The 17,297-nt window shown below is 52.3% G+C and carries 12 protein-coding genes; 6 read left to right on the forward strand and 6 right to left on the reverse strand.

Translation table 11 applies throughout. The annotated features are described in order from the left end of the window. Positions 1-203: 203 nt before the first annotated feature. The 4 genes from PGW97_RS10180 to PGW97_RS10195 all read right to left on the reverse strand — a co-directional run bounded on the left by PGW97_RS10180 (position 204) and on the right by PGW97_RS10195 (position 4,224). Positions 204-1,211, reverse strand: a complete 1,008-nt coding sequence (locus PGW97_RS10180) for an arginase family protein (RefSeq protein ID WP_242551853.1) — start codon at positions 1,209-1,211, stop codon at positions 204-206. Between the two features lie 33 nt (positions 1,212-1,244). Further along, positions 1,245-1,979 (reverse strand): IclR family transcriptional regulator, encoded by a 735-nt coding sequence (locus tag PGW97_RS10185; protein ID WP_047883452.1) that lies wholly within the window; start codon positions 1,977-1,979, stop codon positions 1,245-1,247. Positions 1,980-2,458: 479 nt separating this feature from the next. Then, positions 2,459-3,343, reverse strand: coding sequence for an aromatic amino acid DMT transporter YddG (gene yddG, locus PGW97_RS10190; protein WP_273857251.1), 885 nt, complete (start codon positions 3,341-3,343; stop codon positions 2,459-2,461). Between the two features lie 296 nt (positions 3,344-3,639). Continuing rightward, a complete protein-coding gene (locus PGW97_RS10195; RefSeq protein ID WP_443147124.1) occupies positions 3,640-4,224 on the reverse strand; it encodes an RNA-binding S4 domain-containing protein in 585 nt (194 codons plus the stop codon). A 264-nt stretch (positions 4,225-4,488) separates the two neighbouring features. Between PGW97_RS10195 and PGW97_RS10200 the strand changes: the two genes are divergently transcribed. Both PGW97_RS10200 and PGW97_RS10205 read left to right on the forward strand, forming a co-directional pair. Next, positions 4,489-4,692 (forward strand): hypothetical protein, encoded by a 204-nt coding sequence (locus tag PGW97_RS10200; RefSeq protein ID WP_217393144.1) that lies wholly within the window; start codon positions 4,489-4,491, stop codon positions 4,690-4,692. 255 nt (positions 4,693-4,947) lie between these two features. Next, positions 4,948-5,805, forward strand: a complete 858-nt coding sequence (locus PGW97_RS10205; protein WP_047883448.1) for a TPR end-of-group domain-containing protein — start codon at positions 4,948-4,950, stop codon at positions 5,803-5,805. 93 nt (positions 5,806-5,898) lie between these two features. Here the strand turns inward: PGW97_RS10205 and torS are convergent, their stop codons facing one another. After that, positions 5,899-9,033, reverse strand: a complete 3,135-nt coding sequence (gene torS, locus PGW97_RS10210; protein WP_273857252.1) for a TMAO reductase system sensor histidine kinase/response regulator TorS — start codon at positions 9,031-9,033, stop codon at positions 5,899-5,901. Between the two features lie 369 nt (positions 9,034-9,402). On the opposite strand from torS, the gene torT reads away from it, so the two are divergent. From torT to PGW97_RS10225, 3 genes are all read left to right on the forward strand, one after another. After that, positions 9,403-10,506, forward strand: a complete 1,104-nt coding sequence (gene torT / locus PGW97_RS10215) for a TMAO reductase system periplasmic protein TorT (protein WP_443147125.1) — start codon at positions 9,403-9,405, stop codon at positions 10,504-10,506. Between the two features lie 203 nt (positions 10,507-10,709). Beyond that, complete coding sequence (locus PGW97_RS10220; RefSeq protein WP_047883619.1) at positions 10,710-11,168, forward strand: methylglyoxal synthase; 459 nt, start codon at positions 10,710-10,712, stop codon at positions 11,166-11,168. Positions 11,169-11,547: 379 nt separating this feature from the next. Beyond that, the gene (locus tag PGW97_RS10225) at positions 11,548-12,528 is read left to right on the forward strand and encodes a zinc-binding dehydrogenase (protein ID WP_273857253.1); all 981 of its coding nucleotides are present in this window, start codon (positions 11,548-11,550) and stop codon (positions 12,526-12,528) included. Positions 12,529-12,739: 211 nt separating this feature from the next. Here the strand turns inward: PGW97_RS10225 and helD are convergent, their stop codons facing one another. Next, positions 12,740-14,827 (reverse strand): DNA helicase IV, encoded by a 2,088-nt coding sequence (helD, locus tag PGW97_RS10230; RefSeq protein WP_047883444.1) that lies wholly within the window; start codon positions 14,825-14,827, stop codon positions 12,740-12,742. 257 nt (positions 14,828-15,084) lie between these two features. Between helD and yccS the strand changes: the two genes are divergently transcribed. Then, a complete protein-coding gene (gene yccS / locus PGW97_RS10235; protein WP_217393788.1) occupies positions 15,085-17,295 on the forward strand; it encodes a YccS family putative transporter in 2,211 nt (736 codons plus the stop codon). Positions 17,296-17,297: the final 2 nt, after the last annotated feature.

Here is a 17,297-nt window from a genome sequence, read left to right on the forward strand (position 1 = left end):
TGAAAAAAGAAGAGTCGGAACAAAGGCTGATAAGTGCTGCCGTCAGAAGAACAGTGGATGCTAGGAAAGCGGCCAGAGAAAAAATCACAACGTAGAAACAACAAATAAAAAAAGGCTCCCTGGCTGGGGAGCCTCAGTCAATTGACTCAAACTAGGTTAAGAGGAAATTTCGAATAAACGTAATGAGCGCTGATAATCAGCAATCAGGGTGAAACCGATTTCAGGGCGTGGCGAATCAACTTGGCTGCTAATCGCGCGGTATCACCCTGATAATCAAATTCTGTATTCAGCCCGGTAACATCCATGATGCGCACCTTACCACTTTCCATGATCTGCCGGATCACCATTTCAACCACAGGCAGGTTTACCCCGTAAATCCGGGATAAATTCACCCCTTCAGCAACCAGTGACGGAAACACCGACAAATCCAGACTCAGATGCACATGATCGACCCGTGCCAGGTACGCCTCAATGGTGGCCTGAATCCGCTTACGGTTTTTCATTTTCATCTCACGATCCAGTAGCCAGTCAGCTCCCAGTTCACGAGCATAAGCAAAGGTAGCCTGAGAGTTGGTATGGTCACACATCCCTAATCCAAGGTAGTGAAACTCCCGATGGTGCTCCTGGCAAAAGCTGGCTACCGAATGAAACGCCGAACCGGCGCGCACCGCCAGACTGCGTCGCAACTGAAAATTAGCATCAATATTGATGATACCGATTCGGGTTTGCCCGGCATTTGGCAGCTGAGCCATCCCGTCTTCGATGCCGTCACTCGCCTGATGCAAGGTGTCAGACAATGCCTGAAAACTGCCGATAGCCACTTCATGACCGCCCCCCAGCACAATTGGAAAGTGCCCTGCACGCAGCATACCGCATAACCGCTCATACTGGCGGGTTCGCATGGCTTCAAAGCCTGCGCTACCGGTTGCCCGCCCTTCCGTAGTGACTTCTTCCTCAATCACTCCAGCGTCATAGAGTGGCATGGCACCTAAATCGGGCAGTTTTGCCAGCATACGGCGGATACTGTCCGGGCCTTCCTTGGTTCCGATCAGGCTGTCGTAATAATTCAGGCTCAGATCACTGGCCATTCCCAGCACGACGGCTCCCGCCTTACGCTGCTCGGCATAAGGTTCAATCATGGCCAGGGATTGTTGGGTTACTGCACGACCGGCAGGTAACGAAAATGAAAACCAACGTTTAAAATCCAGCATGATTGCTCCTTAAAACCGTATTCTGTCTGTCAATTAAGAATCGGGTGGTAATACCCTGGCCGCTTGCAACACGGCATAAATAATTTGGTTTTTCCTTTTCAGTACCCGGTCTTCCGGTGCCATAACACTGACAGCACCCACAATTTTGTTTCCGGAAAAGACCGGGGCACTCACCCCAGACACCCCAAGGTCATACTCAGAAGTACTGATGGCATATCCTTGTTGCTTGATCTCCGCCAGCTCCTGCTGCCACTTCTGTGTCTCTTCAGGCTCAGTGATCCCGAAGTGATAGAGCGTTGACAAAATCCGCTGCTCCGGCAAATGTGCCAGAATCACTTTGGCAGATGCCCCGCGAATCAGTGGCTGGCTCTGACCTTCTTCATAGGCACAACGCAGTGCATGAGGACTGTCAATTCGGGCCATACACAGCGCCCGGAACCCTACGGGTACCAAGTACGCGGCCATCTCGCCGGTTTGCTGCTGAACCCGCTTTAATACCTGATGTACGCCGCCAGATAGCGGTGAAAACTGCTGAAAGTTGCGCAGCAACTGAAGCGCTGCCGGGCCAATGCTGTAACAGCTTTGACGTGGGCTTTCTTCAATCAGGTTCCAGTTTTTCAGGATCACCAGGTAGCGGTACATACTGCTGGTCGGCATACCTGTTTGTTCACTCAGGCACTGCGCCGTGATCGGCTCATCTGCCGATGCAATGTGCATCAATACCTGAAGCATTTTTTCGTTAGCGTTTAGTTTGTATTTATTGGTCATTGGGACGGTTCACTTCTGCCCATTGTTACTCATTGCAACCCATTGAAAGTCCGGATTACGCTGACAAGCTCATTAACTCTTATCCGCGCTTTCACCACAACCACCACTCTCACATTGCAAGAAAAGAAACGATAAAGGAAGGATTAATTCTTACAATACGAGAACAAAGACAATAAACATGAGAATGCCGGTTTCATCCACCGGAGAAAGAATGCAAGAAGATGCTCGAGCGCAGTGAGGTTTATTCACAACTTTCGCTGTCTTTTTAACCAAAAGTAGCGAAATACACCGGACTTACCCTGATTACGCAGACAGCCCCTGACACACAGGAATCTGAGGCTGTCTGTCACCGGTCACAACACGTTTGTCACTATTTTACTGACTGGCCGTTCACTCAAGGGTTATGGATGACGAAGCATCACAGATAAAAAGAAAGGAATTAACAATTACGAAGCGGATGTTGGTGGCTCAGCATGCTGTTACGTTTTTCTGGTCAGCCACCAGCAAGCCAATGAGGCCAGCGTCACCATGACCACTCCCTGCCAGAATGCGGTCGTTAACTCGATATCCAGCAGCACTGCCGCAAAAAAAGTCGAGAATATCGGGGTAAAGTATGACAGCGTCGCCAATAACATCATATTGCCGCCAATAATGCCGATATTCCACAGCGCATAGCCCGCCCCCATAGCGACGGCGGCAAACAGTAGATCTGTCACTGCCCCCATCGACCACACCATGGCAGGCTCATCAGACATGAAGTATTTTGCCCACAGCGCCAGCGCCGTCGCCATGAAAAACCAGGTGATGGCGTTTTCTCCGTTAGCCAGGCGTTTGGTCACGTTGCAGTACACTGCCCAGATAAAAGCGCCGACAAAGGCCAATGTGTAACTGACAGGGTTCGTGGAGACATTCGCCGCTATCTGACTCAGAGAAAGTCCTTCATCGCCACTGACCGTCCAAGCCACTCCCAGAAACGCCAGCGCTAACGCCGGGTACAGCAACAGGCTGACCCGCTTTTTACTGACCATTACCGCCAGCAACACCGTCAGACAGGGCCAGAGATAATTGATGACCCCCATTTCGACGGTTTGGTGACGATCATTAGCCATGCCTAATGCCAGCGCCAGACACATTTCATAACTGACGAACAAGGCTCCGCCCACCAACAGATATTTTGGGGAAAAGCGCCCCGGTCGAGGCAATCCGATGAAAATCGCCAGCAGCACCGTACTGACGGTATAAATCATCGCGGCGCCACCTACCGGCCCCAGTTGCTCGGCGACATTCCGGATAAAAGCCACAATAGTGCTCCACATCAGGATAGCCAAACAACCTGCCAGCGTGTACTTGTGCGTTCCAAGCAAAATACTGTCCTTATAACTGCAAGAAAATTAACGAGAAAGGGCCAATATAAACCAAACCGACAGGATGAAAAATACACGCATTGAGGATAGTGACATCAAATCCGTCTCCGGATTCGATTTCCCCACGCTCTCGCCCTTTACTGCGGACAAAGCACCTGGCTAAACGTACACAGCCAGAGACAGGCCATTTAACAAAAAAACCGCGGCATATGACTGCCGCGGTTTTGCTATATAGCCTGTCTGCCTATCTGTGATTCAGCGCTATCAAACGTTGAAACACACCTAAGCTGATACCGTTAGAAACTGATTGGTTTACGACCAGTTGCTTTATCTGCCGGACCGGACGCTCGGTTAGCCCCCTGACCGGCACTCTTTCCACGTCGGGCAGCTTTGCTATTGCCAGATGACTTAGCGTTACCTTTTCCCTTTTTCGCCGATGAACGACCAGGAGCCACCTGGCGCTTGCCTTTTTCAGCCCCTTGACGAGAAGCGTTTTTTTCGCTGCGTACGGCTGACGACGCTTTTTCTACTGAAGCTGCCGTATCTGCTGAAGAAGCCATCTCTGCAGATGATGCAGAAGGTTTTGAAGGCTGCTCAGTGATCGGCTGGTCACAAATGACCAGGTAAAACTCTTCATTAAATTCAATGACATCGCCATCGTACACTTTGCGACGCTTACGTTGCTCAAGCTCACCATTTACGGCGACATACCCTTCCGCAATGACAAATTTCGCTTCGCCACCACCGCTGACTGCATTCGCAATCTTTAGGACTTTGTAGAGTTCAATAGGCTGGGCATTCACCTCCACACCAATTGCTTCTACTTCATATTCTTCATGTTGTTCTGACATTCTTTTCAACCTATGGTGAAACTCGGGCATTTCTATCAACAATTCTACCGTAATGATGCCTGGCATTCACGAAATGCCTGCGTTATCCTCTGCCGCCTGTTTGTGGTTTTGCGGTTTCTACGCCTGAAGCGGTGAAAAAACAGGTATCTACGCCCGCGGTTCTCCTCCCTGAAATGACACATCGAGGGGGATGCTTTTTTAACCACCCAACTACAAAATAGCTGCGACTGTTGCGGTTGATATTGCTTATTCGATATCCCGGCGACTTAACCAAACTACTCAGGGGATCGCATCATGCTGATTTTTGATAAAGATTTTGCCTTTGCCAGTCACGTTCAGGAAAATACCAACCCACATACTCAAACTGACACACGTACAGGTGAATCAGTAACGCCAACCACCCTGTCTGCACAAGAACAGACCCGGATTAAACAACGAAAAGCGCTGGTGGCCGCCGTTCAGAAATCCGGGGGCTATACGACTTTAACCCCCAGTTGAATGCGGAGGATGCTCTGCCTATTTCGTGCCCATTGAATACCTTATAACCTCCTAAGCAGGCAGTCATTTCTCTGATGCCACAGCGTATGACAGGCGAAATCTGCACCGTGCTTCGCCGTCATACCCGCTGCCTTTTTCTTTCCGCACTACAGACAGCCTTATCTGACCCCACCTTTCAATTTGAACCTGGCCTTGTTACCCTAAACTTTAGCTCTACCCGCTGCGGCTCACATTCAACCCCATAAGGTTCTGCTGATGATATTTCGTGTTTTCCCCCTCCTCGCTTGTTTACTCTTGCCATTTTCCGCCCTGGCGGCCGAAAAATATTCCGAACAGGACCTGTATGACAGACCGCTGATGGAACGCTATGTGTTGGATGAGCTGAAAAGTCTGCGTCAGGATCAGCAGGATATTGAACGCCGGATGATCAAAGAAATCACTGACCGCGAGCTGGCCGTTGCGGATAAATCCATGAACTACGCCAATGTCACCGTCACCTATTTCTTCTACCTGATTGCCGGTGCGGCTTCGCTATTTGCGTTTATCGGTTGGCAATCACTTCGCGAGCTGAGAGATAACACCAAAAAAGTGGCCGAACAGCAGCTGAAAGATATTGCTCAGCAATACGAGAAGAAATTCCAGCGCCTTGAGCAGGATCTGAAGCGTAAAACCCGCATCATTACGCAAAATAACAAAGAGATTGAGATCATCAATGAGATCCACAACCTCTGGCTGCGCTCCCATAACCTGCATACAGCGGAGCAAAAAGTGGAAGTGTATGATGAGATCCTGAAGATTCGACCGGGCGACCTGGAAGCCCTGACCTACAAAGCCGATGCCGTGATGGAAATGCGTGAGTTCCACTGGGCACTCAGCTTGTGTAACCGGGTGCTGGAACTGGATTCATCCAACGCCCATGCTTTGTATCAGCGCGCCTGTGCTTACTCCTGTCTGGGCGCCGAAGAGCAGGCTATTAACGATCTGGAACGCGCGGTTGAAGACAGCGTATCGCTCAAAGAACTGGCCGCGGAAGAGAAAGACTTTGAAAATTTACGGGGCAACGAACGTTTCGAATTGCTAATTGCCCCGGCAGACACAGGACAAGCACAGTAACCTTCTGCCGGTCGTACCAAACCAAAAGTGTACAAAGTCGGTTGAATACCGGCCTTGTACTGCTCAACCTGGCTTACTGGCTGAAACCGGCTGTCAGGCATTATCATCCGGGACATACTCAGCCTGAAGCTGTGCCACTGACGCCTGATACACCGCTTCCAGATCCGCCATATTCAGAGCCGAGACTTCCCCCTGTTTTCCGGCTTTTTCAAACCTCAGACAGACCTGAAACAAGCGGGTGAGCCCCATGGTGCCAGCCGCCCCCTTCAGGGTGTGCGCCTGACTGGCGACAGCCCCAGGGTTATTGTCAGTCAGGGCCTCATCCAGCTGTCGTAATGTTTCTGTGGAGGACGAGATGAACAGATGAATCATTCTCGTCACCATATCTTTACCCAGTACCTGCAAATCTCCGCCAAGTACTTGAGGATCAAGCAGTGGAACCTTCTCCGTGTCTGTTTGGTCGCTCACTGTACGGGTATCCTTATTCACTTTGCAGGCCTCCTTACTCTTCACGGCCTCTTTTGGGATGGCATCGTTTTTCTCTATGGTTTTTTCTGCTGCCGACACATTGCTTGCTGCTGACACATCGCTTGCTGCCGACGCATCGCTCACCGACGCAGACGAGGGACAAACGCGATCCTGCCCGGCCAACAGCTGCCCGATGACATCCACCAGTTGGTGTTCAACCAACGGTTTAGGCAGGAAACCGGCAAAACCGGCATTCAGGTACTGTTCGACATCTTCATTAAAAACATGGGCCGAGAACGCAACCATCGGGATCTCCGCCTTGCTGGCATCTGATGCGCGTAAACGGGCCAGTAACGCGACGCCGTCTGTATCCGGCAGGTTGATATCCAGCAGCGCAATATCAAAACGCTCAGCAGCAAACAAGGCTTCTGCCTCTGCTCCATTCTCAGCCACCCTCACCGAATGCCCCAGTCGCCGCAAAAACCCTTCCGCGACCAGGCTATTAACCGGGTTGTCTTCGACCAGCAGGATATGCGCCGGAGCCATCGCTGACACTTTCGCGTGAGAGGCCGATACCTGAGAAGCCGACATATGACAAGCCAAGACCTGAGAAGCCAAAACCTGAGGAGATAAAGACTGAACAGCGGCAGTATCAACATTTACCGCCTGACGCTCACCCGGCTCCAGCGTGAGGGTGAACCAGAAGCAACTGCCTTCCCCAAGCTGCGAGGTAAGGCCAATCTCTCCGCCCATCGCTTCAACAATACGTTTGCTGATCGCCAATCCGAGCCCGGTGCCACCGCTTTTGTTTCGCCCGTCCTGCGCTTGCTGGAAAGCATCGAAAATCGTCGCCTGCTCGGCTGGTGCAATCCCGACACCGGTATCTTCCACCTCAAACAGCAACCGCCCCGGCTGATGCACTGAAGCACTGATATACAGCGAAACCTGCCCATGACCGGTGAATTTGATCGCGTTACCAATGAGATTAACCAGCACCTGACGCAATCGGGTAGCATCGCCCAGCCAGATATCTCCGACACCGTCGTCAATGTCTGTCACCAACGCCAGATGCTTTGCTTCAGCTCGGCTCAGCAGCATATCACGGACATCCCTAACCAGTTCTGGCAGGGAAAAATCCGCAGGCCGGATATCCAGGTGTCCCGCCTCAATTTTGGAGTAGTCCAGGACATCATTCAGAATATCCAACAGGGTGACACCACTGCGGTTTATTACATCCAGATAATGTGCCTGCTGCGCGGTAAGACCGGTATCAGCTAGCAGGGATGCGGTGCCCAATACCCCATTCATCGGGGTGCGGATTTCATGGCTCATGGTCGCCAGAAACGCTGATTTCGCACGGTTGGCCTGCTCGGCTTCAGCACGGGCCTGAGCGTGGTTTTTCACTTCTTCATTAAGCTGGTTATTGGCCTGCTCCAGCTGGCTGGTTCGTTCGGCGACCTGACGCTCCAGACTGTTTTTATGTTGCTGCAGTTCATGCCGGGCGGCAGCTTCCGCCTGTGCCAGACGATGCCGTTCATAAGCGGTGTCACGGGCAACCATGATGGCCCTGCCCATTTGTGCCAGTTCGTCATCACCTTGGGTCGTCAGACGAATTGCCAGATCGCCCCGTGCCAGTGACATCAGCGCCTGGCTGTAGTCGTTAATCCGGCGAATCACCCTGGCATACACATAGCGCCACATAATCAGCACCAAGGCGACCATCCCCAGCGCCGAAATGGCAATCAGGCTGTTACGGGCAACGGTCAGGGTTTGCTCAACCTGCGTCACCGCCTGCGTTGTCCCAGTGTTCGCAGCGGTGATAATGTCATCAACGGTCTGATTCAGCTGCTGGAACAACAACAAGTTTTGCTGCTCCATACGCTCGACGTCCTGCCGAGCCTGAATCAAGGACGACAAATCATCAAAAAATGTTCCTGACTGGTTCAGTTTGGTGGTAAACGTCAGTAACTGCTGTGAACGACTGGGATCTTCAACCGATTTCACCCGCTGGTGCATCACCGATACCGCATAGCTAAAACGTTGCTTCAGGTTATCCAGCGCCTCCTGATTGGTCACGCGGCTGGTATCATCCAGCAGATTAATGACCTGCAATGACAGGAAACGCAGTTCAAACAGGCGCTCGCTGAGATCCATGTCGACTTCCACCAGGCTGTCTAACGCCTGATAAACGGCCTGATCGTCTCCTTGCTTGACCAGATCGTAGATACGGGCAACGTTCGCCACCGCGATAGTATTGGCATTGGAGACCTGCGACTGAGACAGCGAGTCAATCTGTATGGTCGCTGCCGTCAGCGCCTGATTCTGGTGCTCCACCTGCTCTGCCAGTTGCAGCTTACGCCCCACCAGCAGGCCGAGTTGAGCCAGATTCTGCACGATACTGTCAACATCCGCCTCCAGCTGCTGCATCAGCTCTGGGGCAAACGAATACTGCTCCAGCGCATCAAGGCTTTTTTTCAGTGACTGAATATGGACCGTCAGCGATTTCCCCTGTCGCTCACGTTCCTGCTCATCTTTGGATTTGGCCAGAACCTGCGCACTGAAAATAATGCGGGTACTGAGATCTGATAACTGACGCGCTTCCGCCAGCGCCGGTACCGCCGAATTGATCACCGTTCGTTCCGTTTGTGCCACCAGCGAAAAACCAGCCACACCGATTACAACCGCGATCATCATCAACCCGGCCATCATCGAAAAGGCGATCAGTAATTTCTGACCAATGCCACGGGGAGTAAGTGTCATATTTATCAACCACGAGGTATAAAGCCGCCGACCATTCGCTTAACAGTGTCAGACCCACGGCTCACAGAAAACGCTAAAAATGGTATTATACCTGACTGTCAGTAAGTTGCAGGCAACTCGGATCAAGCCGAGGCCGCATCGAAACACACAACCACCAGCACTGCCATAGTGGCCGCTGATGTTTATCGAACCCGCTCCCTTGGTTTTGTCGTGATGAATGTTATGAAGTTACCGGCTTTTGATACCTACTTTGCCAGATTTTCCACCGCCCGGTTAGCTCGAGCCGGTGTCCTGCTGTCTAAGCTTTGGACAAACCTGGTAACCCGTCTTTCGGTAACTACGTTACAAGGAACTAAGCCGCAAGGAACTATGTTGCAAGGGACTAAGTCGCAAGGAATCAAGCGGCTGGCAAACACGCCACTGCACTCGATCCTGATACTGGCGTTGTGCGCTCCGGTCTATGCCGATGATGTCTTGAGTATTAAACCACCTTTTGCCGCAGGTAAAGCAGGCACCCCTATACACTATCAGCCGCTTAAAGCGGCCAGCCAGCCCTGGAAACTGTGCGCTGTGTACCCGCACCTGAAAGATTCATATTGGTTGTCGGTCAATTACGGGATGGTGGAACATGCCCGCCAGCTCGGCGTTCGCCTGAAAGTACTGGAAGCCGGAGGCTACCCAAACCTCTCCCGCCAGATTGAACAGCTGGAAGCATGCCGGGAATGGGGGGCAGATGCCATTATTCTCGGTACTGTCGACAGCCATGCCTACGACGGGCAACTGAGTAAGATCACCGGCCAGATCCCGGTGTTTGCCACCATCAATTATCTCGATACACAGAATCCGGACAGCGCCAGCACCGTCATTGCACGGGTCGGCCTGGACTGGACGGAGATGGGGAAAGCAACCGGAGAATTTCTGGCAAAACGTCATCCTGAAGGCAGCGGAGTGGTCAGGGTGGCCTTGTTACCGGGGCCTCAAAGCCGCGGTGGAACTAAGCCTGTCGTGCAAGGATTCCTTGATGCCATCGCAGGCAGTGACATTCAGGTTGTGACCACGCTGTGGGCCGATAACAGCAAAGAGCTGCAACGCAATCTTATCCAGCAGCTTTTCGCCAGTGACCAGCCAATCGACTATATCGTTGGGGGAGCCGTCGCCGCCGAGGTTGCCGTCAGCGAACTTCGCGCCAGCCAGCGTGAACATACAGTTCATGTGGTCTCGACCTACCTCAGTCACGGGGTATATCGTGGCTTACTGCGACATAAAATCCTCTTTGCCCCGACGGATAAAATGGCACAACAGGCCATGTTATCCGTCGATCAGGCCGTTCGCTATTTAGAACATCAGCCTGTCGAATTGGATCTCGCCACGGTTGTCGAAGGGCTGACGCCCTCCCATTTGCCGGACGCTGTGATCGCCGATTCTTTGTCACCGGCAGAGTTCCGCCCGGTCTTCAATGTAGGTCCGCCTTAACAGTACACAGGCAGCGTCGGGTGCAATCACCAATGGCATAAGGTTGTCACTGAGTTTTCTGTTAACTATCTTTGATTTCAACAGAATTATTTGTACTTCGGCGACGGGCTCTGGTAGTTATAACCGCAGCTTTCAGGTGTTTTCCAGTGACGGAAGCCCTGACCGACTTACTCAAGTTATCTATTTGCAAACTGGAGCGCCAGATGCACGTAACAACCCGTAAAATGCAACCTCAAAAACATATTGCCCTTGTTGCGCATGACAACTGCAAATCTCATCTGCTGAGATGGGTGCTCGAGCACAAGGACAAGCTGATCGGCCATACTTTGTATGCCACCGGTACAACCGGCCACCTGATTGCCCGCGAATCTGGCTTGGAAGTGAACTGCCTGCTCAGTGGCCCTATGGGCGGCGATCAACAGTTAGGCGCGCTGATCTCCGAAGGCAAAATCGACATGATGATCTTTTTCTGGGATCCCCTCAATGCCGTGCCGCATGATCCGGATGTCAAAGCCCTGCTGCGTATCTCAGCGGTCTGGAACGTGCCGGTTGCCACTAACCGCGCCAGTGCAAACTTCATGATTTCCTCGCCAATGCTGAGTGAAGAGGTGGAGATCGAGATTCCGGATTACAACGCGTATCTGGATGAACGTCTGGGCTAATCACCCACTGCCCCATGAAATTTGACTTCTCTGGCTGCCTGTTTTGCCCTCAATCGGCGTGATGGCAGCCAGTTTGTTTTCGCCGACTCCTTTCTTAGCTGTTTTAGCCCGACCGGTTTTACCTAATTTTTTTAGCTAATCGTTTGTACCCACAACCTGTGCCAAACCATTTTTCACAGCCATGGTTAATCCCCTCACCTGTTCTTCTGATAAACAGTCCAGCTATTAAGCACCACACCGGTTAAGTATCACACCAGCTAAGCCTGACAGTTCAGCAAACCCGCCAAGCGGATGATTCGCCCCCGTTTTCAATAATTTGGTTTATGGTTAATAAGATAGCGACAACACCAAATTCTTATAATTTTCCAGGTGGTGGCTGATGAAAGCATGGAAACTGACTCAACCCGAGGGCATTCAGTGCCTTAAACTCTCTCGGGCATCCCGCCCGACACCAGCAGCCGATGAGGTCTGTATCAAGGTGAATGCTGCCGGGCTCAACCCCATCGATTACAAACTGGCACACTGGGGCTACGCCACTTGGTCGTATCCTCACATTATTGGCCTGGACGTCGCGGGAACGGTTGCCAGCGTGGGGGATTCCGTCCGACATTTTCGACCGGGAGACCGGGTCATGTGCTTTCTCGATCCCCGGGTTGCAGGTGGTTTTGCGGAATATACGCTGGCAAAAGCTTATGCCGTCAGCCGGTTGCCGGAGACGGTCAGCTTCACAGATGCCGCAGCCTTGCCCTGCGCCGGTTATACGGCCTGGCTGGCAGTGCATGACAAATTGCGGTTACAAACCGGACAAAGCGTAGTTATTTCCGGTGCCGGTGGTGGCGTAGGCGGCTTTGCGGTACAACTGGCGAAACAGGCGGGAGCAACTGTCTATGCCATCGCGGAAAACCAGCACCACATGCGGTTGTACGATTACGGTGCCGATCATGTCATTGATCCGGAAACCGAAAATACGGCCATGCGGTTGATTGAGCTGACAGAAGATAAACGGGTACACGCGGTCATCGACTGTATTTCGGCGAAATCCGGCAGCATGCTCAGTGCGCTGATTCGCTACAACGGCCATATTGTCATGATTGCCGACCAGTTTAATCAGGTGCCCTTAATGGCCACGACCAAAGCGATCAGCCTTCATGAAGTGGCCCTTCATGGCACCTACGCCCATGGCTTGATCGAACACATCCAACATCTGGCCGATATCGGTAATCAGCTGGCAAACTGGGTCGCCGAGGGCCGACTGGATGCCATGGTCAGTCAGGTTTTCTCTTTCGACGCGCTGCCTGAAGCACTGGAATTGCTTAAACGTCAGCAACACAACGGAAAGCTGGTACTCAGCCTGGAGTAAGCCGCCTTTGGAAGCTTTGGCCAAGGTACTGAGGAATAAAACTGATGAACCTAGGAAATAGACTTAACCAAAACGTTTAGATCGCTCGTTGCTGCAAACAACACCAAGTGCTTAATCCGACCAATAACAAAAAACCCGCTGACGCAAAACACAGCGGGTTTTATCTTTCACTCATCAAGAGGTATGTGATCACCTCACCAGATGACGGCGGTTATTTTTGCTTGGCCTTCACACGCTTGATTTTATTGACAACCGGATAGTTATCATCAATCAGCTCATTCACAAACGGCGAGGTTTTCTCCGGCTCGGCACACACCCAGACATGTTTCTTGGCACGAGTCAGGGCAACATAGAACAAGCGGCGCTCTTCTGCATCCGTAAAGCTTTCGCCCCGCGCCTGCAAGCAAGCGGCCAGCCCGGTATCACGATCCGGTGCCGGGAACACTCCCCGGTTCACATCGAGCACAAAGACATAATCTCCCTCACGACCTTTACTCGCATGACAGGTCATGAAGGTTAGTCCCAATTGTGGCCATTTTTCCTGCCACTGCTTGAGCTTTTCCGGACGCTGATTATTATTTCGGGCCAGCAGCAAGGTCGTCACCGGCTCACTGTGCTGCGACGCCAATTGTGCCAGCTCCTGGTCAATCAGATCCTGACACAACAAAGTCACCGCTTTTCGCTTCTGTTTCTTGAAACTGGTCAGCGATTTTTTAAGCTGGTTCGGGTTCTGCTGGATGAAAGCATTGGCCACTTCACCAATCATGCTGTTAAACCGGTAAGTGGTCTCCAGCTCGGTCATGTGACAGGCACCAAAGCGTTTTTCAAACCCGGTTGTTAAATTCACATCAGCACCGGCAAAACGGTAAATCGCCTGCCAGTCATCCCCGACGGCAAACAATGTCGGCTTCTGCGCTGCCTGCTTGGAGTGGCACAATGCTTCAATCAGTGCCAGTCGGTGCGGAGAAATGTCCTGATATTCATCGACCATGATAAAGCGCCAGGTCGGCACAAACTTACCTTCCTTCACGTACTCAGTCGCGCGCTGAATCATGGTATTGAAGTCAATCTGCTTGTGGGTTTTCAGGTATTGCTCATAGGCACGGTAACACGGCCACAGCAGTGCCAGCTCACTCTTCATGCGAGGCTTGGCGGTGTCCTGACTATGTTGCTCGATACTGTCACTGAGCTGAGATTTGTTCGCGCCGCGCTGGCCAATCAGCTCAATGTGACGCCATACCCAGTTGATCAGCTGTTCACTGCGCGCCTGCTTTTCCATCGAGTTTTCAGCTTTGAAGCCGGGAATTCGCCACTGGGTCAGGTGTTTCTGCCAGCGACGGGCTGAGGTGTCATTTTCCCACTGCTCTTTCAACACGCCAGCCAACCAGTCGGTACGGGCTTTTTCATCCAGAGTCAGTGGCGAAACACTTGGCATTTCACCCTCAACCGCTTTAATGATTTGGGTCCCCAGACTGTGGAACGTGGCGACTTTAATGTTGTTGTTCACTTTCGCCGCCAGCCGCTCGCTCATCTCTTCAGCGGCTTTACGGCCAAAGGCCAGCATCAGAATCTCTTCTGGCTGAGCAAGCTGGTTAGCCACCAGATAACCTGCTCGCGCCACCAGCACGCTGGTTTTACCGGTTCCGGCACCCGCCAACACCAGGTTATGATCCTGGTTGATCAGCACCGCTTCCCGCTGTGATGGGTTAAGCGGAGAAGATTCAAACTTATCGAACCACGATGACCACTTTTCGGCTTCTTTTTCCAGCCATTTCTCGTTTGAGGTATCAACCCACTCACCGTTCCCTTCCAGCCAGGGTTCGACTTTATCAAACGCCAGTGGACGAAAAGACGCGGCCAGCTCTCGGGTTAACCCCGTTGACGCCAGCGACTGGTCCAGAAAATGATGAAGACGGCGGTGATCGGATTCACGCAGGTAGGCATCCTGAGAAGTAAACGTATCAATGCGTTTGAGCATCTCCGGCAGCAGCGAATCAAGTTTTTCTACCCGACCCTGCGCCCAGTTACGGTACGCTTCCAGCAACATATTGGCGAACGATTTACAGTACCGCCAGGGTAAGCCGTGAATCGTCCAGCAGTATTCCTGGTCGGCAGAGGTAATTTCAAAACTGCCCCACATCACTCCCCGATGTACGGCAATCGCGCCATCCCACTCATCAAACGGGATTTCTTCTGTTTCTGTCTGACTATCCAAAATCAGACAATTCTCACCTAATGCAATACTGCAATAATCACCTTGGGCGAGCCACTGAGCCAGCCACCCCGCTGTTAAACGCATTGTGTCACCAAAATTTTGTTCGTTGATGCTCGATCAATCTTGGCCCAGAGACGGTCACTTCGCAATGCAATCTCCGAGCCATAAAATAAACTGCTGGTAGAGTATCAAGAACTCTGATTTCACCATAGCTTCAGTACTGCTTTTTGCGTAAAATTTCTGCTAATAATTTGGCTTAACAGCATTTTTTCTGGGGATATATATCCTTTGAAAGACAAACTTTGCTATCTTAGGCACTCCGACGGATTGATAGAGTTACCATGCAAAGTCACCCACTCAAACTGACCCTGCGCCAATACTGGGCAAAAGATCGTATTAATTTCAGTGTTCGGGTACTTATCGCATTGGTGGGGGTAGCCCTTCCTTGCTGGTATTTTGATGCGAATTCAGAAGTAACCCCGCTGGTGCTGGGTATTATTGCCTCGGCACTGGCTGAAACCGATGACAGTCTCAGTGGTCGCATCAAATCGCTGCTGATGACACTGGCCTGTTTCGCCGTCGCCGCCTTCTCTATTGAACTGCTGTTCCCTTACCCGATTTTATTCACCCTGGGTCTGTTTATCTCGACCTTCGGTTTTATCATGCTGGGCGCGATCGGTGCCCGCTACGCCACGATTGCTTTCGCCTCGTTGCTGCTGGCGGTCTATACCATGCTCGGCGCCGCACAAAGTCCCAATCTCTGGTATCAGCCGCTGCTTCTGCTCAGCGGCGCCACCTGGTACGGGGTATTGTCACTGACCTGGCATATCCTGTGGCCGAATCAGCCGGTTCAGCAAGGACTGGCGGCGGTTTTCTCGGAATTTGCCAGCTACCTGGACTGCAAGAGCAAACTGTTTGAGCCCATCGCCAACATGAACCCACAGCCGCTTCGTATCGAGGCGGCCAGCCAAAATGCCAAAGTGGTGACGGCGCTGAATAATGCCAAAGCAAACCTGCTGCGCCGCGTTCGGCGGGGACATCTGAACCCGAGCGGTGACCGTTTCCTCAAAATTTACTTTCTGGCGCAAGATATTCATGAACGCGCCAGTTCATCCCATTACCGTTATCAGGATCTGGCAGCAGAATTTCTGCGCAGTGACGTCCTGTTCCGGTTCCAGCGCTTGCTGACCAGCCAAGCCAATGCTTGCCGGGAAATTGCCGATGCTCTGGCAATGGGCAAACCCTATTCTCACGGCGCCGACAGTGTCAGGAATCTGGATGAACTTCAGGAATCGCTGTTGTACCTGAAGAACCAGCAAAACCCCAAATACCGTATTTTCCTCAGCCAGCTGGATTATCTGTTCAATAACCTGGCGACGGTGGAGCGACAGCTGTCAAATGTCAGTAATCCCGATGCCGCCCAGACCGACAGTGACATAGAGCTGGCCGATACCGAAGCGCACAGCATGAAAGAGCGCTGGCAGCGGCTGATCAGTCAGATGAATCCCAACTCGATGCTGTTCCGCCATGCCATTCGGATGGCCGTGGCACTGACCGTCGGCTACGGCTTTATTCAGTTCCTCGATTTAGAACGTGGTTACTGGATTCTGCTGACTACCCTGTTTGTGTGCCAACCCAACTATGGCGCCACCCGCCAACGTCTAAAGCAGCGGGTTATCGGGACTCTGGCCGGGCTGTTAATCGGCATGCCTCTGCTGTTTCTGTTTCCGGGTCAGGAAGGCCAGATGGTACTGATGGTCTTAGCGGGCGTCCTGTTTTTCGCTTTCCGCGCGGCCAGTTACGCTTTGGCGACCATGTTTATCACTCTGCTGGTACTGTTCTGTTTCAATCAGTTAGGCGAAGGCTTTGCGGTTATCCTGCCGCGCCTTGGCGATACCCTGCTGGGCTGCTTACTGGCGGTGCTGGCGGTGAGCTTTATTTTGCCGGACTGGCAGGCTCGCCGCCTGCATAAGGTGATGGCAGCGGCCATACAGACCAACCGGGATTATCTGGGCCAGATTATTGGCCAGTACCGTATCGGCAAGCGTGACAGCCTGAGCTACCGGATTGCCCGCCGAGAAGCGCATAATACCGATGCCCAGCTGAGCACGGCGATCAGCAACATGCTGTCTGAGCCTGGACGTTACCGGATGGCCACCGATGAGTGCTTCCGCTTTCTGACCCTGAACCATGCCATGCTGAGTTACATTTCGGCATTAGGCGCGCACCGCACCCGACTGGAGGATGAGCAGACGCACCATCTGGTTGCCCAGGCGCACCGGCAGATCCACGCGCATCTGGATTGTCTGGCCGCACAACTTGACGGCAACGTGTGCGCACAAGCACCGGATTCAGACAGCCTTCTGGAACAGCGTCTGGCCCAATGGCGGGATGAAGACTGTACGTCTGCCCGCATGGTTCTGCAGCAGTTACACCTGATTCAGCGCATGCTACCGGAGCTGCACTCGCTGGCCAATAAACTGGCGGCGAGGACGAATACTACCCAGAGTACGGCCAGCCTGGAAAAGAGTGAAGCTGCGCCAAGCCAATAATC

Source organism: Photobacterium sp. GSS17, from assembly GCF_028621875.1.
Classification (GTDB): Bacteria; Pseudomonadota; Gammaproteobacteria; order Enterobacterales; family Vibrionaceae; genus Photobacterium; species Photobacterium ganghwense.